Origin of the sequence: Curtobacterium sp. MCLR17_044 (assembly GCF_003234435.1) — a bacterium.
GTDB lineage: Bacteria > Actinomycetota > Actinomycetes > Actinomycetales > Microbacteriaceae > Curtobacterium > Curtobacterium flaccumfaciens.
The window spans coordinates 1-22,376 of the sequence record NZ_QKTC01000004.1; the positions used below are offsets into that span (position 1 = coordinate 1).

General features: G+C 71.1%; 23 protein-coding genes. 11 read left to right on the forward strand and 12 right to left on the reverse strand.

Going from position 1 to position 22,376, the window contains the following annotated elements:
- Nucleotides 1-226: hypothetical protein (locus DEJ04_RS03570; protein ID WP_220035545.1), on the reverse strand; the 226-nt coding region annotated here is incomplete at its 3' end.
- Nucleotides 227-444: 218 nt separating this feature from the next.
- On the opposite strand from DEJ04_RS03570, the gene DEJ04_RS03575 reads away from it, so the two are divergent.
- Nucleotides 445-1,026 carry a LemA family protein gene (locus DEJ04_RS03575; RefSeq protein ID WP_027464499.1) on the forward strand — a complete coding sequence of 194 codons (582 nt, stop codon included), beginning with the start codon at nt 445-447 and terminating at the stop codon, nt 1,024-1,026.
- Between the two features lie 19 nt (nt 1,027-1,045).
- Nucleotides 1,046-1,948, forward strand: coding sequence for a M48 family metalloprotease (locus DEJ04_RS03580; RefSeq protein ID WP_111046277.1), 903 nt, complete (start codon nt 1,046-1,048; stop codon nt 1,946-1,948).
- Between the two features lie 4 nt (nt 1,949-1,952).
- On the opposite strand, the gene DEJ04_RS03585 is transcribed toward DEJ04_RS03580, so the two are convergent.
- On the reverse strand, nt 1,953-3,236 hold the full coding sequence (locus tag DEJ04_RS03585; RefSeq protein ID WP_111046278.1) for a winged helix-turn-helix domain-containing protein: 1,284 nt from the start codon (nt 3,234-3,236) through the stop codon (nt 1,953-1,955).
- Between the two features lie 92 nt (nt 3,237-3,328).
- Here DEJ04_RS03585 and DEJ04_RS03590 point away from each other — a divergent pair, with 92 nt between their 5' ends.
- Nucleotides 3,329-4,588, forward strand: coding sequence for an AI-2E family transporter (locus DEJ04_RS03590; protein ID WP_051596497.1), 1,260 nt, complete (start codon nt 3,329-3,331; stop codon nt 4,586-4,588).
- A 48-nt stretch (nt 4,589-4,636) separates the two neighbouring features.
- A complete protein-coding gene (ilvA, locus tag DEJ04_RS03595) occupies nt 4,637-5,896 on the forward strand; it encodes a threonine ammonia-lyase (protein ID WP_071406124.1) in 1,260 nt (419 codons plus the stop codon).
- A gap of 132 nt (nt 5,897-6,028) precedes the next feature.
- Here ilvA and greA read toward each other — a convergent pair whose 3' ends face one another.
- On the reverse strand, nt 6,029-6,517 hold the full coding sequence (gene greA, locus DEJ04_RS03600) for a transcription elongation factor GreA (protein WP_017886739.1): 489 nt from the start codon (nt 6,515-6,517) through the stop codon (nt 6,029-6,031).
- Nucleotides 6,518-6,588: 71 nt separating this feature from the next.
- Nucleotides 6,589-7,080, reverse strand: a complete 492-nt coding sequence (locus DEJ04_RS03605) for a DUF4307 domain-containing protein (protein ID WP_181437726.1) — start codon at nt 7,078-7,080, stop codon at nt 6,589-6,591.
- Between the two features lie 19 nt (nt 7,081-7,099).
- On the opposite strand from DEJ04_RS03605, the gene mca reads away from it, so the two are divergent.
- Together mca and DEJ04_RS03615 are read left to right on the forward strand one after the other, a co-directional pair.
- Nucleotides 7,100-7,990 (forward strand): mycothiol conjugate amidase Mca, encoded by an 891-nt coding sequence (gene mca / locus DEJ04_RS03610; protein ID WP_027464504.1) that lies wholly within the window; start codon nt 7,100-7,102, stop codon nt 7,988-7,990.
- Nucleotides 7,987-8,292 (forward strand): hypothetical protein, encoded by a 306-nt coding sequence (locus tag DEJ04_RS03615; RefSeq protein ID WP_017886736.1) that lies wholly within the window; start codon nt 7,987-7,989, stop codon nt 8,290-8,292. The genes mca and DEJ04_RS03615 overlap by 4 nt, the downstream gene beginning before the upstream one ends.
- Nucleotides 8,293-8,476: 184 nt before the next feature.
- Here DEJ04_RS03615 and DEJ04_RS03620 read toward each other — a convergent pair whose 3' ends face one another.
- A complete protein-coding gene (locus DEJ04_RS03620; RefSeq protein WP_071406128.1) occupies nt 8,477-9,190 on the reverse strand; it encodes a hemolysin III family protein in 714 nt (237 codons plus the stop codon).
- Nucleotides 9,191-9,286: 96 nt separating this feature from the next.
- Here DEJ04_RS03620 and DEJ04_RS03625 point away from each other — a divergent pair, with 96 nt between their 5' ends.
- From DEJ04_RS03625 to DEJ04_RS03635, 3 genes are all read left to right on the forward strand, one after another.
- Nucleotides 9,287-10,072: an isoprenyl transferase gene (locus DEJ04_RS03625; protein WP_110864496.1), complete on the forward strand. Its 786-nt coding sequence runs from the start codon at nt 9,287-9,289 to the stop codon at nt 10,070-10,072.
- A gap of 85 nt (nt 10,073-10,157) precedes the next feature.
- Nucleotides 10,158-11,267, forward strand: coding sequence for an aminotransferase class V-fold PLP-dependent enzyme (locus tag DEJ04_RS03630; RefSeq protein WP_071406125.1), 1,110 nt, complete (start codon nt 10,158-10,160; stop codon nt 11,265-11,267).
- Nucleotides 11,268-11,774: 507 nt separating this feature from the next.
- The gene (locus DEJ04_RS03635; protein ID WP_181437727.1) at nt 11,775-13,136 is read left to right on the forward strand and encodes a PhoH family protein; all 1,362 of its coding nucleotides are present in this window, start codon (nt 11,775-11,777) and stop codon (nt 13,134-13,136) included.
- A 93-nt stretch (nt 13,137-13,229) separates the two neighbouring features.
- On the opposite strand, the gene DEJ04_RS03640 is transcribed toward DEJ04_RS03635, so the two are convergent.
- The 5 genes from DEJ04_RS03640 to xseA form a co-directional block, all read right to left on the reverse strand.
- Complete coding sequence (locus DEJ04_RS03640) at nt 13,230-14,633, reverse strand: aspartate ammonia-lyase (protein ID WP_111046280.1); 1,404 nt, start codon at nt 14,631-14,633, stop codon at nt 13,230-13,232.
- Nucleotides 14,634-14,759: 126 nt separating this feature from the next.
- Nucleotides 14,760-15,374: a carbonic anhydrase gene (locus DEJ04_RS03645; protein ID WP_027464510.1), complete on the reverse strand. Its 615-nt coding sequence runs from the start codon at nt 15,372-15,374 to the stop codon at nt 14,760-14,762.
- 59 nt (nt 15,375-15,433) lie between these two features.
- Nucleotides 15,434-16,069, reverse strand: coding sequence for a DUF4245 domain-containing protein (locus tag DEJ04_RS03650; protein WP_110864396.1), 636 nt, complete (start codon nt 16,067-16,069; stop codon nt 15,434-15,436).
- Nucleotides 16,066-16,311 (reverse strand): exodeoxyribonuclease VII small subunit, encoded by a 246-nt coding sequence (locus DEJ04_RS03655; RefSeq protein WP_017886728.1) that lies wholly within the window; start codon nt 16,309-16,311, stop codon nt 16,066-16,068. The genes DEJ04_RS03650 and DEJ04_RS03655 overlap by 4 nt, the downstream gene beginning before the upstream one ends.
- Nucleotides 16,312-16,382: 71 nt before the next feature.
- A complete protein-coding gene (gene xseA / locus DEJ04_RS03660) occupies nt 16,383-17,618 on the reverse strand; it encodes an exodeoxyribonuclease VII large subunit (RefSeq protein WP_071405753.1) in 1,236 nt (411 codons plus the stop codon).
- A gap of 126 nt (nt 17,619-17,744) precedes the next feature.
- Here xseA and DEJ04_RS03665 point away from each other — a divergent pair, with 126 nt between their 5' ends.
- On the forward strand, nt 17,745-18,809 hold the full coding sequence (locus DEJ04_RS03665) for a 4-hydroxy-3-methylbut-2-enyl diphosphate reductase (protein WP_081827167.1): 1,065 nt from the start codon (nt 17,745-17,747) through the stop codon (nt 18,807-18,809).
- A complete protein-coding gene (locus DEJ04_RS03670) occupies nt 18,806-19,552 on the forward strand; it encodes a DUF6264 family protein (RefSeq protein ID WP_111046281.1) in 747 nt (248 codons plus the stop codon). The genes DEJ04_RS03665 and DEJ04_RS03670 overlap by 4 nt, the downstream gene beginning before the upstream one ends.
- Nucleotides 19,553-19,977: 425 nt before the next feature.
- Here the strand turns inward: DEJ04_RS03670 and DEJ04_RS03675 are convergent, their stop codons facing one another.
- Nucleotides 19,978-21,237, reverse strand: coding sequence for a M18 family aminopeptidase (locus DEJ04_RS03675; RefSeq protein WP_071405751.1), 1,260 nt, complete (start codon nt 21,235-21,237; stop codon nt 19,978-19,980).
- A 105-nt stretch (nt 21,238-21,342) separates the two neighbouring features.
- Nucleotides 21,343-22,371, reverse strand: a complete 1,029-nt coding sequence (gene fbaA / locus DEJ04_RS03680; protein WP_017886723.1) for a class II fructose-bisphosphate aldolase — start codon at nt 22,369-22,371, stop codon at nt 21,343-21,345.
- Between the last annotated feature and the right edge of the window lie 5 nt (nt 22,372-22,376).

A 22,376-nucleotide genomic window follows, 5' to 3' on the forward strand; every position in this document is an offset into this window, starting at 1 on the left:
ACACGACCGGGGAGAACGTGGACGAGAGGGCTGCCGGGGCGTCCGCAGCGGCAGCGTCGACCGACGTGCCGTCCGCGGCGACCGCGATGGCCGGGGCGGCTGCGGCCCCGAGGAGCGCGGCGACGAGGACCGTCGTCGCAGCTGCGAGCAGGGCGAAGCGGGGACGACGACGAGGGCTGTCGCCCCCGACAGCCCTCTCGTCCACGTTCTCCCCGGTCGTGTTCACCGGACCCATCCCACGGGATCGGCGGCCTCCGGTCAATACACCTCGCGGATGAGGTTCGGGATCGGGCCGCAGTCCGGGAACCCGGTGTGCGTGACTCGGGAATCGGCCGTGAACACTGCTCACGGAACGGAGCATGCTCAGCGCGTCGATAGACTTCACGATGGCCGTTCAGGCCAACGCAGCACCGCGGATCCCGACGCGCAAAGGAGTACGCCCGCATGGACACCGGACTCGTCACGACGCTGATCGTCGTCGGAGTGGTGGTGGTCGTCCTGGTGATCATCGGGATCTACCTCTGGGTGACGTACAACTCCCTCGTCACGCTCAAGGTCCGGGTCGACGAGGCCTGGAGCGACATCTCGGTGCAGCTGAAGCGCCGCGCCGACCTGATCCCCACCATCGTGGACACGGTCAAGGGGTACGCCACGCACGAGAAGGCGGTCTTCGACGACGTGACGAAGGCCCGCGCCGAGACCCTGTCCGCCGGTGACGCCGACACGGCCTCCACCGCCGAGGGGCACATGCAGAAGGCGCTCAAGAGCGTGTTCGCGGTGGCCGAGGGGTACCCGCAGCTGCAGTCGAGCCAGAACTTCCTGCAGCTGCAGTCCGAGCTCGTCGACACCGAGGACAAGATCCAGGCCGCCCGCCGCTTCTACAACGGTGGTGTGCGTGAGTTGAACACGAAGATCCGGGTGTTCCCGAACTCCACGTTCGCGAAGAACCGTGGTTTCTCCGAGGCCCCGTTCTTCGAGACGAACGAGCCGGCGGCCATCGCCGAGCCGCCGCGCGTCCAGTTCTGACCCCAGCGTCGGATCCGACGTGTACAGCGCCATCGCGCGGAACAAGCGCAACACCGTGGTCATCGTCCTGGTGTTCCTGCTGATCATCGGCGCGCTCGGGTTCCTCGGCGGGTACCTCGCCGGCAACGTCTCGATCGGCTTCATCGTGCTCGTGGTGGCCCTCGGGTACGCGGTGCTGCAGTACTTCCTGGCGGCACGGCAGGCCACCGCGATCGCCGGCGGGGTCGAGATCGACCGCGTCTCGGAACCGCGGCTGTGGCGCACCGTCGAGAACCTCGCCATCGCGACCGGCATGCCGATGCCCCGGGTGTTCGTCATCCCCGATCCCTCGCCGAACGCCTTCGCCACCGGGCGTGACCCGGAGCACGCGGTGGTGGCGGCGACGACGGGGCTGCTCGAGCTCATGGACGACCAGGAGCTGCAGGGCGTGATGGCGCACGAGCTCGGACACGTCCGGAACTACGACATCCGGGTGTCCACGATGGTCTTCGGTCTCGTCGTGGCCGTCGGGCTCATCGCCGACGTCCTGCTCCGCATCTCGATCTTCAGCGGCCTGTCCGGCGGGCGGAACCGCAACTCGGACAACGGCGGCAGCGCCAACCCGGTGCTGCTCATCGCCGGGATCGTCGCCGTCATCGTGGCCCCGATCGCGGCGGCCGGCGTGCAGGCGGCGGTGTCCCGGCAGCGCGAGTACCTGGCCGACGCCACCGGGGCGATGACGACCCGGTACCCGGAGGGCCTCGCCCGGGCCCTCGAGAAGCTCGGCGCGTACGGCCGACCGATGCAGACGCAGAACTCCTCGATGGCGCACCTGTGGATCGCCGACCCGATGCGCCCCGGTGTGATGGACCGACTGTTCTCGACGCACCCGCCGCTGCCCGACCGCATCGCGCGGCTGCGGGCGAACGCCGACCGGTTCTGACGGATCAGCCGATGCCGTCGGCGGCGGTGTCGTCGGCCGTCTCGATCGGTTCGGGGGTGTCCGCGTCGTCAGCGGACTCGTGCGGCACCAGGGGCACTCCGAGCGCCCCGGCGACGGCCGCAGCAGCGGTTCCTCGGTCGGTCACCTCGATCGCGCCGAGGCCCTGCCAGCTCGCGGTCCGTCGCAGTGTGTCGGCGAGCCGCTCGGGGTCCAGGTGCTCGCCGGGCTCCTGCCACGCGGTCCGGACGCGGAGCACCCCGCGCTGCCGGTCGCTCTTCAGGTCGATCCGCCCGACGAGCCGGTCGTCCTGCAGCACCGGCAGCACGTAGTAGCCGAACACCCGCTTCGGGGCCGGGGTGTAGATCTCGATCCGGTAGTGGAAGCCGTACATCCGCTCGGCCCGCCGCCGGAACCAGACGACCGGGTCGAAGGGGCTCAGCACCGCGTCCGCCGTCAGCTGCCGGGGGACCCGAGCCCCCAAGTGCAGCCAGGCCCGCTCACCCCAGCCCTCGACCCGCACCGGCAGGAGCTCGCCGGCGTCGGTGAGCTCGGCGATCGCGGTGGCCGTGTCGTCGGAGCGCAGCCGGTAGTAGTCCGCGATGTCCGCTCGGGTGCCGATGCCGAGCGCCCGTGTGGCCTGGCGCACGAGTTCGAGCACCGCGTCGGCACGCGGTGGGGCGGTCTCGAGGAAGCCTGCGGGCAGCACCTGCTCGGGCAGGGCGTACACCCGCTCGAACCCGGCCCGTCCGGCGCTCACCGCCTCGCCCCAGCGGAACATCTGCTCGAGCCCGAGCTTCACGTCGCTCCACCCCCACCAGGGGCCGCGTCGCACGTTCGATTCGTGCTCCACCGCGCTCGCCCGCATCGGCCCCTCGGCCCGGAGCAGGGCGTGCAGTTCGCGCCGGACGGCAGCGGTCCGGGTGACGCCGTCGACCCGGGTCGGGCCGGCGTCCCGTTCCCGCAGGGCGTCCATCCGCCACCGGAACAGCCGCAGGTCGTCGCGGGGGATGAACGCCGCCTCGTGCGCCCAGTACTCGGTGTACGGACCCGAGCGTCCGAGCGTCAGCCGGTCGAGCGTCGACCGGTCGTAGGCCCCGAGTCGGGCGAAGAGCGGCAGGTAGTGGCTGCGTTCGAACACGTTGACGGAGTCGATCTGCAGCAGCCCGAGCCGGCCGAACGCGGCGTTCAGCGCGCGCGTCGAGACCGGCTCAGCAGGTGGCCGTCCGAACCCCTGCGCGGCGAGTGCGACCCGGCGGGCCTCGGCGGCGGAGAGCGTCGACCTGGGCATGCCGCGACGCTACCGAACCCCGCCGACATGAGCGTTCACGAACGTATGCCGTATCTGGCACCTGACGGGAAGCACATCGATACACTCGGGCCATGGCATGGGGAAGCAAGCAGACACACCCCGACCCCGTGGTCGAGGAATCCGTCCCGGTCGGCGTGCGCATCGCCGGCGCGTGGTCGTGGCGGGCGCTCGTCGTCGTGGGCGTGATCGCCGTCTTCATCTGGCTCGTCACGGTCTTCAGCGAGATCCTCATCCCGTTCCTGGTCGGCATCGTGGTCTCGGCGCTCCTCGTGCCGATCTCCAACTGGCTGCAGCGGCACCACGTGCCGAAGTGGCTCGCCGTCGTGATGAGCCTGCTCGGCGGCATCGCGGCGCTCGGTGGCCTGATCTGGCTCGTCGTCGACCAGATCATCGCGTCCTACCCGTCCCTGCGTGACCGGACGGTCGACCAGTACGCGAACATCAAGGACTTCGTCCTGAGCTCCGGGTTCGGCATCAGCCAGTCCGACGTCAACGGCTGGCTCGACGACGGCACGAAGTGGCTGCAGGACAACTCCGCGTCGATCCTGTCCGGGGTCGCCAGCGCGGGTTCGGGTGCGACGCACGCCTTCGAGGCGCTCTTCATCATCCTGTTCACCACGATCTTCCTGCTGATCGACGGCAAGAACGTCTGGCGCTGGTCCGTCCGGCTGTTCCCGAAGAAGGCCCGTGCAGCGGTGGACGGCGCCGGTGTCGCCGGCTGGATCACCCTGACGAGCTTCATCCGCGTGCAGATCTTCGTCGCGTTCGTCGACGCGGTCGGCATCGGCCTGGGCTCCTTCATCGTCGGGCTCTTCTTCGGCGGCATGCCGCTGGTGATCCCGATCGCCGCGTTCGTGTTCCTCGGCGCGTTCATCCCGGTCGTCGGTGCGATCGTCACCGGCTTCCTGGCGGTGTTCGTCGCGCTGATCTTCAACGGTCCTCTCGCAGCGGTCCTGGTGCTCGGCGTCGTCCTGCTGGTCCAGCAGATCGAGGGCCACATCCTGCAGCCGCTCGTCATGGGCAACGCGGTCAAGGTCCACCCGCTGGCGGTCGTCCTCGGTGTCACCGCGGCCTCCGGGCTCGCCGGCATCGCCGGAGCCTTCTTCGCCGTGCCGCTGATCGCGACGCTGAACGCCATGGTCACCACCATCGCGAGCGGACGCTGGCGGCGGCTCGACTCCGACCACGTCCTCGAAGCGACGCCGAAGCGCGGGCAGCACGGGCAGATCCAGTTGCTCCGACGACGTCGGCACAAGGTCGGGGACGACGTCCCGGCGCCGGGCGTCGACTCCGGTCCCTCGGCCGAAGAAGACACCGCCAGCACCAACTGAGCGTCACACGAGTTCGCCGCGGGGCCCCGGAACGACGATGATGGGGGAGTGACCGACACCAGCGCCTCCCCGCACACGCTCGCCGCGATCCCGACCCTCGCGGACATCGAGGCGGCGCGCGAGACCATCAAGGGCGTCGCACGCGTCACCCCGATGGAGACGTCGCAGTTCCTCGCCGAGCTGCTCGGGTCGCCGGTGCACCTGAAGTGCGAGAACCTGCAGCGCACCGGTGCCTACAAGGTGCGGGGTGCCTACAACCGGCTCTCGACCCTGTCCGCCGAGCAGCGCGCCAAGGGCGTCGTCGCCGCGAGCGCCGGCAACCACGCGCAGGGTGTCGCCCTCGCCGCCCGCGAGCTCGGCATCCCCGCGACGATCTTCACGCCGGTCGGCGTCGCCCTGCCCAAGCTGCAGGCCACCCGCCACTACGGCGCCGACGTCGTACTGCGGGGCCACTCCGTGGAAGAGGCGCTGAGCGCCGCGAAGGACTTCGCCGCCCACACCGGCGCCGTGTTCATCCCGCCGTTCGACCACCCGGCCGTGATCGCCGGGCAGGGCACGCTCGGCCTCGAGATCATCGACCAGGTGCCCGACGTCGACACCGTCGTCGTGCCGATCGGTGGCGGCGGCGTCATCTCCGGCATCGCGCTCGCGGTGAAGGGCATGGCCGAACGGCTCGGACGTCCGATCCGGGTCATCGGTGTGCAGGCGGAGAACGCCGCTGCCTACCCGTCGTCGATCACCGCCGGCGAGCCCGTCACCATCACCACGAAGCCGACCATCTCCGACGGCATCGCGGTGGCGCGCCCCGGCGACCTGAACTTCCCGATCATCCGCGACCTGGTCGACGACATCGTCACCGTCTCGGACGACGACACCGCCCGCGCCCTGCTCGTCCTGCTCGAGCGCGCCAAGCTCGTGGTCGAGGCAGCGGGGGCCGTCGGCGTCGCCGCGATCATGTCCGGTGCCGTCCGCGACACCGGCCGCACCGTGGTGCTGCTGAGCGGCGGCAACATCGACCCGCTCATGATGGAACGCGTGATCACCCGCGGGCTCGTCGCGGCCTCGCGCTACATCGGCATCCGCATCATGCTGCCGGACCGCCCGGGTCAGCTCGCCCGCGTCGCCCAGGTCATCTCGGACGCCGGCGCGAACGTGGTCGAGGTGCTGCACACCCGCCACGGGCAGGGTCTGGTCATCAACGAGGTCGCGCTGGACCTGTCGATCGAGGCGCGTGGCCCCGAGCACGCGCAGGAGGTCATCCAGCGCCTGCACGAGGTCGGCTTCCGCCCGGAGCTGCTCGAGCACTAGTCCGCGACGATCCACGAGTCGTTCGACGCGTGGACTGTCGGAGATGCGGTGCGCGCCCTGGGCGCGACCAGCGGACAGACGGGAGGCCCGTGGCGGTGTCGCCACGGGCCTCCTGTCTGCAGTGGGCCGGGTCTACGGCTCGTAGCGCTCGATCTTGACGACCTCGACGGCGATCTCCTTGCCGTTCGGCGCCGTGTACGTGGCCTTGTCGCCGGCCTTGAGGCCGACGATGGCCGCGCCGACGGGGCTGACCGGGCTGTAGACCGTCAGGTCGGAGCCCTCGGCGACGATCTCGCGGCTGCCGACCAGGAAGGTGGACTCGTCGCCGGCGATGACCGCCGTGACGACGGTGCCAGGCTCGACGGTGCCGTCGAACTCGGCTTCGCTGACGGTGGCGTGCTTCAGGAGCTCGGTGAGGACGCGGATGCGGGCCTCGATCTTGCCCTGCTCGTCCTTCGCGGCGTGGTAGCCGCCGTTCTCCTTGAGGTCGCCCTCTTCGCGAGCGGCCTCGATGCGGCGCGCGATCTCGGCACGGCCCTCGCCGCTCAGCTCGTCGAGCTCCGCCTTGAGACGGTCGTGCGCCTCCTGGGTCAGCCAGGTGACCTGCGTGTCGTTGCTCATGTTCTGTCCCTTCGACCATGAAAAAACGAGACCGGCCGAGTGGTCGGTCTCGAGAGGCGAATCAGGACAGTCTAGGGAATCCAGCAGTCGTGGATCAAGCCGGTCACGCCCCGCGTCGTCGTGGTGACCTGCGTGGAGATGCTCCGGCTGCGCTGTTCGGACGCCGGCACGGTGATCTCCTTCCAGCCCACGATCGAGTAGCTCTTGTCGAGGACCTGCACGGCGCACTTCGCCTCGACACCCGGGTCGACGGAGACCTGCGAGTGCACGACGGTGCTGTGCTCGGACAGCACCTCGTACCCGATGACGTCCTGGTCGAGGCCGCGGTCGGACTGGTCGAGCCCGGCCCAGATCACCCACGCACCGAAGACCACGACGACCGCGATGGCCGCGACGATCGCGAAGAGGCGGCTGCGACGCTTGCGGGCCGGGGTGCGGCCGTAGCGCTCGTCGAGGCTGGCGGTCTGGTGCTGTTCGGACAGTTCGGGGCTCCCGGGGTGGATATCCTGATCCCAGGGTAGTTCACGCGATGCTGTGCGCTGCCCGCGTCCGACGCCGCTCACCCGCAGTGAGGAACCCCACGTGCCCTACCGTCTGCTGGCCGTCCACGCCCACCCCGACGACGAGTCGAGCAAGGGTGCCGCGACCGCCGCGAAGTACGTGGCCGACGGGCACCAGGTGCTCGTCGTGTCCTGCACCGGTGGCGAGGCCGGCGACATCCTGAACGACCAACTCGGCGAGCCGGCCACGAGCCGTGCCCACCGTGACATGGCCGGGTACCGCCGCACCGAGATGGCCGCGGCGCAGCAGGCGCTCGGCATCGACCACGTGTGGCTCGGGTACCACGACTCGGGGCTGCCCGACGCTGAGAAGGGCGAGACGGTCCGGCCGGGCACGTTCTCCACGGTGCCGCTCGAGTACAGCACCGAGGCCCTCGTCCGCGTGATCCGCCGGTTCCGCCCGCACGTGCTCGTCACCTACGACGAGAACGGCGGCTACCCGCACCCCGACCACATTCGCACGCACGAGGTGTCGATGGCCGCGTGGTCCGCCGCCGCCGATCCGTCGGCGTACCCGTCCGCCGGTGCCCCGTGGTCGATCGCGAAGCTCTACTACGAGCGCACGATGAACCCGCGCCGCTTCAGCACGATCTTCGAAGCCCTGCAGGAGCGCGACCCGGACAGCCCCGCGATCGAGCAGCTGCGCGAGTGGGTCGAGCGGTTCGCCGACCGGCCCGACCTCGCCACCACCCACGTCGACGTGCACGAGTACTTCGACCAGCGTGATGCCGCACTCCGCGCGCACGCCAGCCAGGTCGCACCGGACAGTGCCTTCTTCTACTGGCCGAACGACCTCCTCGCGACGGTGTGGCCGACCGAGGACTACCAGCTCGTGGAGGCACGCGTGCCGACCGAGCTCCCGGAGACCGACCTGTTCGCCGGGATCCCAGCCGACAAGGAACCGACCTCGTGAGCACCATCGCGGCGGCACTCGCCGCCACCCCCAGCCCCAGCCCCTCGGTCGTCCCCGACGTCGACGTCACCCCGGGTGTCGTCGGGTTCATCGCGATCGCACTCGTCGCGATCGTGACGATCCTGCTCGTGGTGGACATGACCCGACGCATCCGTCGGACCCGCTACCGTGCCGAGGTGCGTGAGCGGCTCGAGGCCGAGGCGAACGGCACCGCGGGCGACGGCACCGCGACGGACGAGCCGGAGCGGCGGGCGGCCGAGGACGGCCGGGCCGACGTCGGCGACGACACCGAGCGCGGCTGACGCGACTGCAGGGCGGACTGGAGGCCCGTGGCGGCATCGCCACGGGCCTCCAGTCCGACTTGTGCGTGCGTCTACCGGAACCGGGCGTACCTGGTCGAACCGGGCGTACCTGGGCGGAACTTCCGGGTGAGTACGCCCGGAACCACCAGGCATCGCACCCGTTCTGGGAAGGAACGTGCGACGGTCAGCGCACCGGGTCCAGCGCGACGATGAGCACGCCGACCCACTGCGCGCCGAAGGCCACCACGGTCAGGGCGTGGAACACCTCGTGGAACCCGAACTGCGTCGGCACCGGGTTCGGCCGCTTGAAGCCGTAGACCAGCGCGCCGATGATGTACGCGACGCCGCCGGACAGGATGAGCACGGTCATCGGGACGCTCGCCGCGAAGAACTGCGGCAGGAGCCCGAGGGCAGCGCACCCGAGCACCAGGTAGATCGGCACGTACAGCCAGCGGGGCGCGTTGATCCAGAGCACCCGGAACGCGATGCCGAGCGCGGCGCCCGACCACATCACCCAGAGCACGACGACCATCAGGGTGTGCGGCAGGGCGCAGATCGCGACGGGTGTGTAGGTGCCGGCGATGAGCAGCAGGATGTTGGTGTGGTCGATGCGCTTCAGCACTGCCTTCACCTTCGGCCCCCACGGGAACCGGTGGTAGGTCGCCGAGACGCCGAACATCGCCAACGACGTCGCCATGAACACCGCGCTGCCGACCTTCGCCGCGGTGCTGTCGGCGAGGGTGATCAGGACGATCCCCATCGCGATCGCGAACGGGAACGCACCGAGGTGGATCCAGCCGCGCCAGGCCGGACGGGGTTCGGCGGCGGTCGCGGTCGCCGACGCCTCTTCCGTGAACGGGACGTGGGGGAGTGTTCCGGTCTCGTGCTCGTCCTGCATGGTCCCGACCATAGGGCCTGACCCCGAACGACAGCCACGTGTCCGCAGAGCGGGAGCCTCAGGGATCCGGCGTCGGTGGTGCACTACGCTCGGTGCGTGACCGGGACGGCGGGATGGACAGGGCGAGGGATCCTCTACCGCGCCTACCAGCGCCGGATCCGCCGCCAGCTCGAGGGTGCAGCGAAGCCCAAGCACGTCGCCATGATCGTGGACGGCAACCGCCGCTGGGCGAAGCAGCTCGGGCTCGAGTCCGCCGCACACGGCCACCGCGCCGGCGCCGCGAAGATCCCGGAGTTCCTGACGTGGTGCGACGACCTCGGCATCGAGGTCGTGACGCTGTACCTGCTGTCGGCCGACAACCTGACGGGTCGCGGCGGCGAGGAGCTCGAGGAACTCGTCGGCATCATCGCCGACCTCGCCGGGGTCCTGGCCGACAACCGTGACTGGCGCGTGCAGCACGTCGGGTCGAACGAGGGGCTGCCGGACAACCTGGTGACCGCGCTCGAACAGGCCGAGCAGCGCACCGCCGGCCGCACCGGGCTGCACGTCAACCTGGCCGTCGGGTACGGCGGCCGTCGTGAGATCGCGGACGCCATGCGCAGCATCGTGCAGGCGCACGGCGCGGGTGGCGGCACCATCGACACCCTGGCCGAGGTCCTGACGCCGGAGCTCATCGGCGACCACCTGTACACGCAGGGCCAGCCCGACCCCGACCTGGTGATCCGGACCTCGGGCGAGCAGCGGCTCTCCGACTTCATGCTGTGGCAGAGCGCGCACAGCGAGTTCTACTTCGTCGAGGCGTTCTACCCGGACCTGCGCGAGGTCGACTTCCTCCGGGCGGTCCGCGACTTCGGGCTCCGGTCGCGTCGGTTCGGCGGCTGAGCAGCCACCTCCCGCACCGGGTTCGTCGGCGGAGCCGCGTCCCAGTAGGCTCTCAGGGTTCAACCCTGTGAAAGGTGCACCACCTGTGAACATCGACGAGTACGCCGCCGGCTTCTCCGAAGACCCCGGTTACCTCGACCACGCTGCGTTCGGCCCCGTGCAGACCGCCGTGCTCGAGGAGCAGCGTGTGCTCGGCACCATCCAGGCACACATGCGCTTCGGCGCCATGGAGACCCTCGACGAGCAGGACGCCCGCGTCCGCACCGTTGCCGCCCGCCTGGTCGGCCGCCGCGAGGACCAGGTCGTCTCGCAGGCCGCGACGACCCCGGGCCTGCTGCACACCGCCTTCGGCCTGACCGGGGGCGTGCTCGTGTCCGCCGACGAGTACCCGTCGCTGCCGCTCGCACTGGCCAGCGCCGCCTCGGCCACCGGTGGACGGGTACAGCCCGTCGTCATCGAGTCGGGTGCCGGCTGGGTGACCCCCGAGCTGATCCGTGAGCGCCTGTCCGATGAGGTGACCGCCGTCGCGGTGTCCCTGGTCGACTGGCGCACCGGCTACCTGACCGACCTCGCCGCCATCCGGGAGGTCATCGGCGACCGCCTGCTCATCGTCGACGCGATCCAGGGATTCGGCGTGGTCGACGCCCCGTACGAGGTCGCCGACGTCGTCGCCACCGGCGGGCAGAAGTGGCTGCACGCCGGGTGGGGCACCGGCTTCGTGGCGTTCAGCGACCGTGCGCTGAACCGGATCCGTCCGGCGCTGTCCGGCCCGCACGGCACGTCCGGCTGGCCCACCGAGGTCCCCGCGGTGCGTCCGGGGGCCGCCGGCTTCCAGATGTCCCGCATCGACCCGGTCGCGCAGGCCCGGCTCGCGGTGTCGCTCGAGCGCCTCACCGCGGTCGGCGTCGCCGCCGTGCAGGAGCGGGTCACCGACCGCGTCGAGCGCGTGTTCGCCATCGCCGACGAATTCGGGCTCGAGGTCGAGTCCAGCCGCGACCCGGCCGAGCGCGCCGGCATCGTGGTGCTCCGGCCGACGCAGGGTCGCGTGACGGCCCTGTCCGCCGCGATGCACAACCACGGCGTCACCGCGACCACGCGGCTCGGCGTCGCGCGGGTGTCCGTGTTCCCGTCGACCACCGACGAGACCCTGGACATGTTCCGCGACGCCTGCGTCTCGTACGCCACGATGCAGTAGCAGCGGCGCGTGCCTCCCGTCCGCGTCCCGCGAGCGGTCACGGCACCCCGCTCACGTCCGCCGAGTGGTCACCACCTGTCGGCTGGCGCCGTCGCACCCGACGGTTCGTGACCACCCGGCGTTGCGCGCGCGACGAGTCGCGACCACCGGACGGCCTGGAGGCGCGGTGCCAGGCCGCCACGGGCCTCCCGTCCGCGTTCCGCGAGCGGTCACGGCACCCCGCTCACGTCCGCCGAGTGGTCACCACCTGTCGGCCGGCGCCGCCGCACCCGACAGATCGCCACCACTCGGCGCCACCGCCGCGCGCGGTGGTGCGAGCCGCGCTCGCGTTGTTCACGCGACCGTAACTCCGGAAACCGCGTGTCGCTGTCGGGGTGTCGGGGGCCGGACGTACGTTGTCCCCATCGGGCACCGCGCCCGATCGAAGCGGCCACAGTCGGTGCTTCGGGACCCGCTCCGTGGCCGCGTTCGAGGACAGGACCGGGCCCGTCGCGGCCCGGGGATGGAGTGGTCGTGACCTCTCAGAACGTCTCTCGCGGAGCACAGCAGCAGCACACCGCGGACTCGTCCACATCGGTCGCCCAGCGCACGTACGTGCTCGACACATCGGTGCTCCTCAGCGATCCGCGGGCCTTGTTCCGCTTCGCCGAGCACGCCGTGGTCCTGCCCGTGGTGGTCGTCAGCGAACTCGAGGCGAAGCGCAACGACCCGGAGATCGGGTACTTCGCCCGGCAGGCCCTCCGGCTGCTCGACGAACTGCGCATCGAGCACGAGCGGCTCGACTTCCCGATCGCGATCGGCGACGGCGGCTCGTTCCGCGTCGAACTGAACCACTCCAACCAGTCCGTCCTGCCGTCGGGTCTGCAGCTCGGCGACAACGACTCCCGCATCCTCGCCGTCGCGTCGAACCTCAAGAACGACGGACTCGACGTCGTGGTCGTGTCGAAGGACCTGCCGCTCCGGGTCAAGGCGTCGTCGATCGGCATGGCGGCGGAGGAGTACCGCGCCGAACTCGCGGTCGACTCGGGCTACACCGGCATCGCCGACCTGCAGGTCTCCGGCGAGCAGATGTCCGACCTGTACGAGAAGGAGGAGATCCGGTCCTCGGAGCTCGACGGCGTCCCGGTGAACACCGGCGTCGTCATCCACTCCGAACGCGGATCGGCCCTCGGCCGCGTGCACGTCGCCGGCGCCGTCGCACTGGTACGCGGCGACCGCGAGGTCTTCGGGCTCCGCGGGCGCTCGGCCGAGCAGCGGCTCGCCATCGACGCGCTGCTCGACTCCGAGATCGGCATCGTCTCGCTCGGCGGCAGCGCCGGCACCGGCAAGTCGGCGCTCGCCCTGTGCGCCGGACTCGAGGCGGTGCTCGAACGGCAGCAGCACAAGAAGATCATGGTGTTCCGGCCGCTGTACGCCGTGGGCGGGCAGGACCTCGGCTTCCTGCCCGGCGACGCCGGCGAGAAGATGAACCCGTGGGCGCAGGCCGTCTACGACACCCTCGGTTCGGTGGTGTCGGACAACGTCCTCGACGAGGTGGTCGAACGCGGCCTGATCGAGGTGCTGCCCCTGACCCACATCCGCGGCCGCTCCCTGCACGACGCCTTCGTGATCGTCGACGAGGCGCAGTCGCTCGAACGGAACGTGCTGCTCACGATGCTCTCCCGCATCGGTCAGAACTCGCGGGTCGTGCTCACCCACGACGTCGCGCAGCGCGACAACCTGCGGGTCGGACGGCACGACGGGATCGCGTCGGTCATCGAGCGGCTCAAGGGGCACCCGCTCTTCGCGCACGTCACGCTGACGCGGTCCGAGCGCTCCGCGATCGCGGCCCTGGTCACCGACCTGCTGGACTCGCCGGATCTGGTGTAGGGCGTGTCGAGCCGTCACCTGACGGACGGGAGGCCCGGTGCCAGCTGGCACCGGGCCTCCCGTCCGTCCTGGGGGCGCGTCAGGAGCGTCGCGTCAGTTCGGGTGGGTCATGCTCAGGACGTCGAGTGCCTCGTCGAGCTGCGCCTCGGTGACCTCGCCGCGCTCGACGTGGCCGAGGGCCACGACGGCTTCGCGCACGGTGATGCCCTCGGCGACGGCGTACTTCGCGACCTTGGCGGCAGCCTCGTAGCCGATGACCCGGTTGAGGGGGGTGACGATCGACGGCGAGGACTCCGCGAAGGCGCGGGCACGCTCGAGGTTCGCCTGCAGGCCGTCGATGGTCTTGTCCGCGAGCACCCGCGAGCTGTTCGCCAGCAGGCGGATCGACTCGAGCAGCGCCGTGCCCATCACCGGGATGGCGACGTTGAGCTCGAACGCACCCGAGGCACCGGCCCAGGCGATGGTGGCGTCGTTACCGATGACCCGGGCGCCGACCATCAGGGTGGCCTCGGGGATCACCGGGTTCACCTTGCCCGGCATGATCGAGGAGCCGGGCTGCAGGTCGGGGATGTGCAGCTCGCCCAGGCCGGTGTTCGGACCGGAGCCCATCCAGCGCAGGTCGTTGTTGATCTTCGTCAGGCTGACGGCGAGCACCTTGAGCGCACCGGAGGCCTCGACGAGGGCGTCACGCGCGCCCTGCGCCTCGAAGTGGTCGACGGCCTCGGTGATCGGCAGGTCGGTGTCGCTCGCGAGCTGGGCGATGACCCGCTGCGGGAAGCCCTTGGGGGTGTTGATGCCGGTGCCGACCGCGGTGCCGCCGAGCGGGACCTCGGCGACGCGGGGGAGCGTCGCCTGCACACGCTCGATGCCCAGGCGGATCTGGCGTGCGTAGCCGCCGAACTCCTGCCCGAGGGTGACGGGCGTGGCGTCCATCAGGTGCGTCCGGCCGGACTTCACGGCGTCGGCCCAGAGCGTGGCCTTCGCTTCGAGTGATTCGGCGAGGTGCTCGAGGGCGGGCACGAGGGTGCGGAGGAGCGCCTCGGTCACGGCGACGTGCACCGAGGTGGGGAAGACGTCGTTCGACGACTGCGAGGCGTTGACGTGGTCGTTCGGGTGGACCGCCGAACCCGCGATGTCGGACGCCAGTGTCGCGAGCACCTCGTTCATGTTCATGTTCGACGACGTGCCGCTGCCGGTCTGGTAGACGTCGACCGGGAACTGGTCGTGGTGCTGGCCGTCGATGATCAGGTCGGCCGCGCCGGCGATGGCGTCGGCGACGGCGGGCTCGACGATGCCGAGTTCACCGTTCACGATGGCCGCCGCACGCTTGATCCGTGCGAGCGCCACGATCTGCGCCGACTCGAGCCCGGTGCCCGAGATGGGGAAGTTCTCGACGGCGCGCTGGGTCTGGGCACGGTAGAGCGCCGACTTCGGCACCCGTACCTCGCCCATGGTGTCGTGCTCGATGCGGAACTCGGTCGGGGTGGTGTCGGTCACGTCGTCGTGGTCCTTCCTGGGGTGCTCGCCGGTCGCGGTCGCGCCGGCCCGTGCCTGCGCCCCGGGGTCGCCGGGGCGGTCGTCGTCGGGGTCGGTCTTCGTCTGGCTCGGTCGTCGTCGGGTCGGTCAGACCTGGCCGACGACGGTGTCGATGGTGACTTCTCCGGTGGCGAGGTCGTACGTCGCCCCGACGACGGCCAATCTACCCTCGGCCACGGCGTCGGAGACCGCGCCGGAGCGCTCGATCACCTGGCGGAGGGTGGCTTCGAGGTGCGCGGCGCCGACGGCTTCCTGCGGGAGCTCGGCGTCGGTGAGTCGGACCTTCTCGACGCTCGGGGCGATCGCGTCGACGAGGGCCTGCAGGTGCGGAGCGGGGACGGGCTCACCGGAGCGCGCTGCCGCGACGGCACCGCACCGGGTGTGCCGGAGCACGACGACCAGCGGCGTGCCCAGGGCGACGACCGCGAACTCGATCGAGCCGAGCACGACGTCGTCGACGATCTGACCGGCGTTGCGGATGGCGAACAGGTCACCGATGCCGGCGTCGAAGACGTGCTCGAACGGCACCCGCGAGTCCGAGCAGCCGAGGACGGTCGCGAACGGCGACTGCGATCCTTCGAGCTCGGTGCGGCGGTCCGGGTCCACGCGGCCCATCCGGCGCTTGTCGGCGGCGAAGCGGGCGTTGCCGTCGACCAGCAGGCGCAGGGCGTCGGACGGGGTGGAGGCGGCGCGGTCGGGCATGGGGCTCCTCGGTTCGGGTGGGACGGGGTGGTGACTGGCGGGGCGGTGCCCGTCGTCGTCTACTCGGTCAGTTCTCGGGAGACGGCGGTCGCGACGGTCCGGAACGCCTTGTCGTCGGCGGTGCCGGAGAGCACGATCGTGTTCTTGCCGAACGTCGAGACGAGCGAGTACGCGTGGTTGCCGGCATCGGTGCCCTCGGCGCGGCGGTCGTAGACGGTCCACTCCGTGTCGCCGATGGTGCGGTCACCGGTGGACGGGCGCTGGTCGAGCTGGTTCGACACCCACGAGGCGTTGGCGTCGATGCCCTGCTGCAGACCGAGGTACTGCTTGTCCGGCGTCACGAAGCCGACGGTCCAGACGTCCACGCCGTCGGTGGTCTTGCTGGCGAAGTCTGCGCGGTTGGCGCTGTAGCCGTCGGGCAGCGGCGGCGCCACCAGGGTGACGTCGTCGACGTTCGCCTTCGCCGCGATCTGCTGGTAGTCGACGGTGCGGTCCACCGTGGTGTCGGGCCGGACGACGACCGCCACCAGGAACAGCACGATGCCGAGCGAGGCGATGAGCGCGATGACCAGGTTGAACGCGGTCTGGTGCTGCCGGCGGGCGGTCCGGGCGGCGTCCTTGCGGGCCCACGTCTCCTCTGCCGTCTCGGGGCGACCGAGCTCGGCGACGATCGGGCGGCCGTCGGCGTCGGTCATCGGCCGGAGCCGTCCTGGGCGTCGCTGGCGGCACGGGCCGCGTCGAGCCGTGCGCGGGCGCCGACGAGCCACTCTTCGCACCGGGCGGCGAGGGCTTCGCCCCGTTCCCAGAGCGCCAGCGAACGCTCGAGGGTCGCGGAGCCCTGTTCGAGCTCGCTCACGACGCGCACGAGTTCGTCGCGGGCCGCTTCGTAGCTCAGCGACTGGACGTCGGTCTGCTCGGGTTCCTGCTGGGATGGCACGGGTCGATCCTACCGAGCGTCCACCGACGATCCGTCGCCCGGACCCAGGCTGTGGAGAACACCCGTGGTGGTCAGGAGCCGTCCGGGCCGGGGCCGTCCGGCTCCAGCGTGCCCGTGGCCGTGCCGGCACCGAGCGTGACGTGCACCGGCGTCGCTCCGGACAGGTCGTCGGTGCCGCGGACGACACCGCCGTCGGCCCGCTGCACGATGGCGTACCCGCGGCGCAGGGTGTCCCGCGGCGAGAGTGCCCGGAGCCGGGCGGTCAGGTGCCCGACCTCGGAGTGCCCGCGCTCCAGTCGGCGGTCGAGCAGTTCGCGGGCGCGGGACAGGTCGCGGGCGACCTCTTCCGCACGGGTGTCGACGAGCCACGCGGTCGACGCCAGGGCCGGGCGCGACCGCAGCGCGGCGAGCCGGTCGGCCTCGACCGACAGCGTGTGCGAGAGCCGGAGCCCGAGCCGGGCGCGGGCCGCCCGGACGTTGGCGAGCTCCTCGGCGACGTCGGGCACGACCCGCTTGGCGGCGTCCGTCGGGGTCGAGGCGCGCAGGTCGGCGACCTCGTCGAGGATCGGTCGGTCGGCCTCGTGGCCGATCGCCGAGACGATCGGGGTCGACGCCGCGGCCGCCGCACGGACGAGCCCTTCGTCGCTGAAGCCGAGCAGGTTCTGGAAGTCGCCGCCACCGCGGGCGATGATGATGACGTCGACCTCGGGGTCGGCGTCGAGCTCGAGGATCGCCGCCGTGACCTCGCCCACGGTCCGTTCGCCCTGCACCGCGGTGTGCACGGTGCGGAACTCCACCTGGGGCCACCGCAGCTGCGCGTTCCGCTTGACGTCCTTCTCGGCGTCGGAGTCCTTGCCGGTGATGAGGCCGATGCGGTGCGGCAGGAACGGCAGACGCCGCTTCCGGGACGGGTCGAACAGCCCCTCCTCGGCGAGGGTGCGGCGGAGGCGCTCGAGGCGTTCGAGCAGGTCACCGAGCCCGACGTGCTTCATCTCGACGACCTGCATCGTCAGCGAGCCGCCCTTGACCCAGTAGTTCGGCTTGAGGGCGGCGACGACCCGGTCGCCCTGCTTGATGTCCGCCGGCACCCGGGAGCGCACGCTCGACCAGATGGAGAACGACACGGTGGCGTCGACCTCGACGTCCTTGAGCTTGCCGTACACGTTGCCGCCGGCGACGTTCCACTGCGTGATCTCGCCCTCGACCCACGCGGTGCCGAGTCGATCGATCCAGTCGCGGAGCTTCGCGCCGAGGAGCGCCACCGGCCACGGGTTGTCGGCCGTCGGCGGGCCCTGTTCGATAGCCATGTCGCTCCTCGTCCTGCTGGGACGTCCATCGTGCCCGAGACCGGTGACAGGCGACGGACGTCGTGTTCTCCACAGGCACCCCGCGCGCCCAGGTCGCGTGCGTGCCGCTCACCTATCATCGGGGACGTGACGATCACCAACGGCCACACGGTCCCGCTCGCCCCGCCGCGTGTGCACGCGGCACGGGGTCGACTGCGTGACGAACCGGTCGCCGGCCCCAAGAAGGTGCTGCTCGCAGCCCCCCGTGGTTACTGCGCCGGGGTGGACCGTGCAGTCGTCGCGGTCGAGAAGGCGTTGGAGCAGTACGGCGAGCCCGTCTACGTCCGCAAGCAGATCGTCCACAACGTGCACGTGGTGTCGACGCTCGAGCAGCGCGGTGCCGTCTTCGTCGACGACGTGGCCGAGGTCCCCCGGGGCTCGCACGTCGTCTTCAGCGCGCACGGGGTGTCGCCGGCCGTCGTCGCGGGTGCCGCCGAGCGCGACCTGCACGCCATCGACGCCACCTGCCCCCTCGTCACCAAGGTCCACCGCGAAGCCACCCGGTTCGCCAAGGCCGAGCGCACCATCATCCTGATCGGCCACGCCGGCCACGAAGAGGTCGAGGGAACGATGGGGCACGCCCCGGACCGCACGATCCTGGTGAACGGTCCCGACGACGTCGCCGCGCTGTCGGTCCCCGATCCGGACAACCTCGTCTGGCTGTCGCAGACCACGCTCAGCGTCGACGAGACGATGGAGACCGTGCGGCTGCTGCGCGAGAAGTTCCCGGCCATCCAGGACCCCCCGTCGGACGACATCTGCTACGCCACCCAGAACCGCCAGGTCGCGATCAAGAAGGTCGCGCCCGGTGCCGACCTGGTGATCGTGGTCGGCTCCGCGAACTCGTCGAACAGCGTCCGCCTGGTCGAGGTCGCGCTCGAGCACGGTGCCCGCGCCGCCCACCGCGTCGACTACGCGGAGGAGATCCAGCAGGAGTGGCTCGACGGCGTCGAGACGGTCGGCGTGACCAGCGGTGCGTCCGTGCCGGAAGAACTCGTGGCCGAGGTGCTCGAACAGCTCGCCGACGCCGGCTACGCCGCCGTCGAAGAGGTCGTCACCGCACACGAGGACCTGATGTTCTCGCTCCCCAAGGAGCTCCGCACCGACGCCTCGGGCAACCCGACGCGCGCGCTCGGCGGGCGTCGGGCATGAGCGGGTCGGACGGCTGGTCCTCGGTCCCGCGTCGCGACCCGGCGAACCACGGCGACGCCGGCGCTGGTACCGGCCAGGAGGCCCGGGGTGCGTCCGCGACGTCGGCCGCCGGTCCCGCGAACGGTCGACCCCAGGGCCGTCCCGCCCCCGGCTACGGCGAGTACGCACCAGAGGGCTGGGTGAACCCGGTCCTCGTCGAGCAGGAACGCCAGGAGCGGGAGCGCCAGGCACGGGAGCGGCAGGACCATGCCCCCGCCACCGGCGTGCGCGACGCTGCTCCGAGCGACGGCGTCCGCGGCGACCGCGCCGGTGCGGACGCTCGCTCCGGTGCAGTCCCTGCCGGGGCGCAGCGGTCGATGGCCCGCAGCCGGTTCGGTCGCACACCGGCGGACTTCGTGCTCACCGTCGGGCTGCTCGCCTTCGGGCTCGTCTCCGTGGTGCAGTCCCTGTCCGTGGGCGAGGTCGCCTCCACCGTGCGGCGCACCCTCGAGACCCAGTACACGGCGTTGGACGACCCGAGTGCCCTGAGCACGGCGGCCGCCATCGCCGCGATCACCAACGTCGTCGTCTTCGCCCTGGTCGCCTGGTGGTCCATCCGTCGGCTCCGCGCACGGAAGCGGACGTTCTGGGTGCCGCTGGTCGGCGCGGTCGTCGCCACGGCGATCAGCACGATCGCGTTCGTCGTCGTGGTCATGCAGGACCAGGCCTTCGTCGACTTCATGCTGCGACAGTCCGGCGCCTGACCGCCTGACCGCCTGACCGCCTGTCTGCCGGGCTGCTCGCGCCACCGGGCTGCTCGCGGCGCCGGCCTTCGCGCGCCGAGTGGTCGCAACACGCCGCGGCCCCGCCGTCGAGTGGCCACGAAGTGTCGTCTGGCGCCGGCGCAATCGACAGTTCGTGACCCCTCGGCCCTGCGCGTGCGGGGAGTCGCGACCTCTCGGCAGCCCCTCCCTCGGCCAGCCGCGGTGCCGGTGTCCCTCCGGCGAGCTTCGTCAGCCTCGCGGGCGAGCGCAGCAGCCACCGCCGAGTGGTCGCAACACGCCGCGGACCCGCCGTCGAGTGGTCACGAAGTGTCGTCTGACACCGGCGCGAGCGACAGTTCGTGACCCTTCGGCCCTGCGCGCGCGGGGAGTCGTGACCACCTCAGCCAGCCGACACCAGCCGGAGGTCAGCCGGCCAGGAACGCCGCGACCGCTCCGTGCAGGGCAGCCAGGTCGTCGACGTGCACGAGCTCCCGGATCGAATGCATCGACAGCAGCCCGACGCCGATGTCGATCGTCGGGATCCCGAGCCGGGTCGCCGCGATCGGGCCGATCGTCGAGCCGCCGGGGATCGTGTTCACGTTGACGAACGGCTGCCACGGCACACCGGCGGTCTCGCACGCGGCGGCCCAGACGGCCTCGCCCTTCGCCTCGGTCATGTAGCGCTGGTTCGCGCTGATCTTCAGCAGCGGACCGGCTCCGGGGCGCGGACGGTTCGTCGGGTCGTGCTTCTCCGGTTGGTTCGGGTGCACCAGGTGCCCGGCGTCGCTCGACAGCAGCCACGACCCACGGAACGCCCGGGCGGCTTCGGAGCGGGTGGCGCCGAGGCCCTCCTGCACACGGCCGAGGACGTCCTCGAGGAACGGACCACCGGCACCGGACGGCGTCGACGACCCGATCTCCTCGTGGTCGAACGCCGCGAACACCGGGATGTGGTCACCGTCGGTCGGAGCGTCGACGATGCCCCGGAGTCCGGCGTGCACGCTCGTCAGGTTGTCCATCCGGCCGGACGCCAGGAACTCCCGCTCGATGCCGATCCGGGCCGGCGCCTGGGTGTCCGCGAGGAACAGGTCCCACGACACGGCACCCTCGCCGAGCCGGGCGAGCAGCCACTCCACGACGGAGGTCCCACCGGCGTCGCCGTCGACCCCGACGATCGGCAGGGTGTGGCGCTGGCGGTCGATCTCCTTGCCGTCGTTCACCCCGCGGTCGAGGTGGATAGCGAGGTTCGGGATGCGGGCGACGGCGTCGGTGCTGACGAGCCGCACGCTGCCGTCGGCGTCGACGACCCGGCCGGCGATCCGCAGGTCGCGGTCGAACCAGGTCGACAGGAGCGCGCCGCCGTAGACCTCGACGTTGAGCTGCTCCCAGCCCCCGGTGCGCACGCCGGGGTTCGGCTTCACGCGGAAGCCGGGGGAGTCGGTGTGGGCGCCGAGGATCCGGAACGGCGTCGTCGGGACGGCACCGTCGGGCAGGCGCCACGCGATGACGGCGCCGTCGCGGACCACCACGTACGCACCGGGTTCGGTCGGCCAGGCGTCGAGCTCGGACAGCTCGGTGAACCCGGCTGCGACGAGACGGTCACGGGTCGCCGCCGCCGCGTGGAACGCGGTGGGCGACTCGGTGACGAACTGGGCGAACTCGGAGGCGATGGCGTCGACGGTCACCCGCCCATCGTGGCACGCGGTGGAGGCGACCCGACGCAGAACGGGGCGCGTCCGTCGGACGCACCCCGTTCCTCCAGGCCGGTGGACCCGGCCGGACGGACCTGCTCAGCCCTTGGCGTGACCGGCCGAGCCGAGGACCTTCGCGGCCTCGACGACGCGGGCCGCCATGGCGGTCTCGGCGACCTTGCCCCAGGCGCGGGGGTCGTACTGCTTCTTGTTGCCGACCTCGCCGTCGATCTTCAGGACGCCCTCGTAGTTGCGGAACATCGAGTCCGCGATCGAGCGGGTGAACGCGTACTGCGTGTCCGTGTCGATGTTCATCTTGATGACGCCGTTGCGGACTGCCTCGTGGATCTCGTCGTCGGTCGAGCCGGAGCCGCCGTGGAAGACGAGGTCGAGGGGGTTCTCGCCGGTGCCGTGCTTCGCCGCGACGGACGCCTGGATCTCGCCGAGGAGCTCGGGACGGAGCTTGACGTTGCCCGGCTTGTAGACGCCGTGCACGTTGCCGAAGGTGAGCGCCGCGATCCAGCGGCCCTTGTCGCCCAGGCCGAGCGCGTCGACGACCTTCTCGACGTCATTCGGGGTCGTGTAGAGCGCGTCGTTCGTGCCCTCGTGCTGGACGCCGTCCTCTTCGCCGCCGACGACGCCGATCTCGACCTCGAGGATCGCGTTGATGTTCCGCGTCTTCTCGATCATGGTCTTCGCGATCTCGATGTTCTCGTCGAGCGGCACGGCCGAACCGTCCCACATGTGCGACTGGAAGATCGGGTTGCGACCCTGCCGGACCTCTTCCTCGCTCGCCGCGATGAGCGGCAGGACGAAGCCGTCGAGGGCGTCCTTCGGGCAGTGGTCGGTGTGCAGCGCGACCGTGATGTCGTAGTTCTTGGCGACCTCGTGGGCGAACTTCGCCATCGCGAGGGCACCCGCTGCGCGGTTCTTGATGGTGTGGCCGGCGAAGTAGTCGGCACCGCCCGTCGTGACCTGGAGGATGCCGTCGGAACCGGCTTCCTGCAGGCCCTGGAGGACCGCGTTGATGGTCTGCGAGGAGGAGACGTTGACCGCGGGGTACGCGAACTTGCCCGCCTTCGCGCGTTCGATCATCTCGGCGTACTGTTCCGGCGTTGCGATGGGCACGTGGA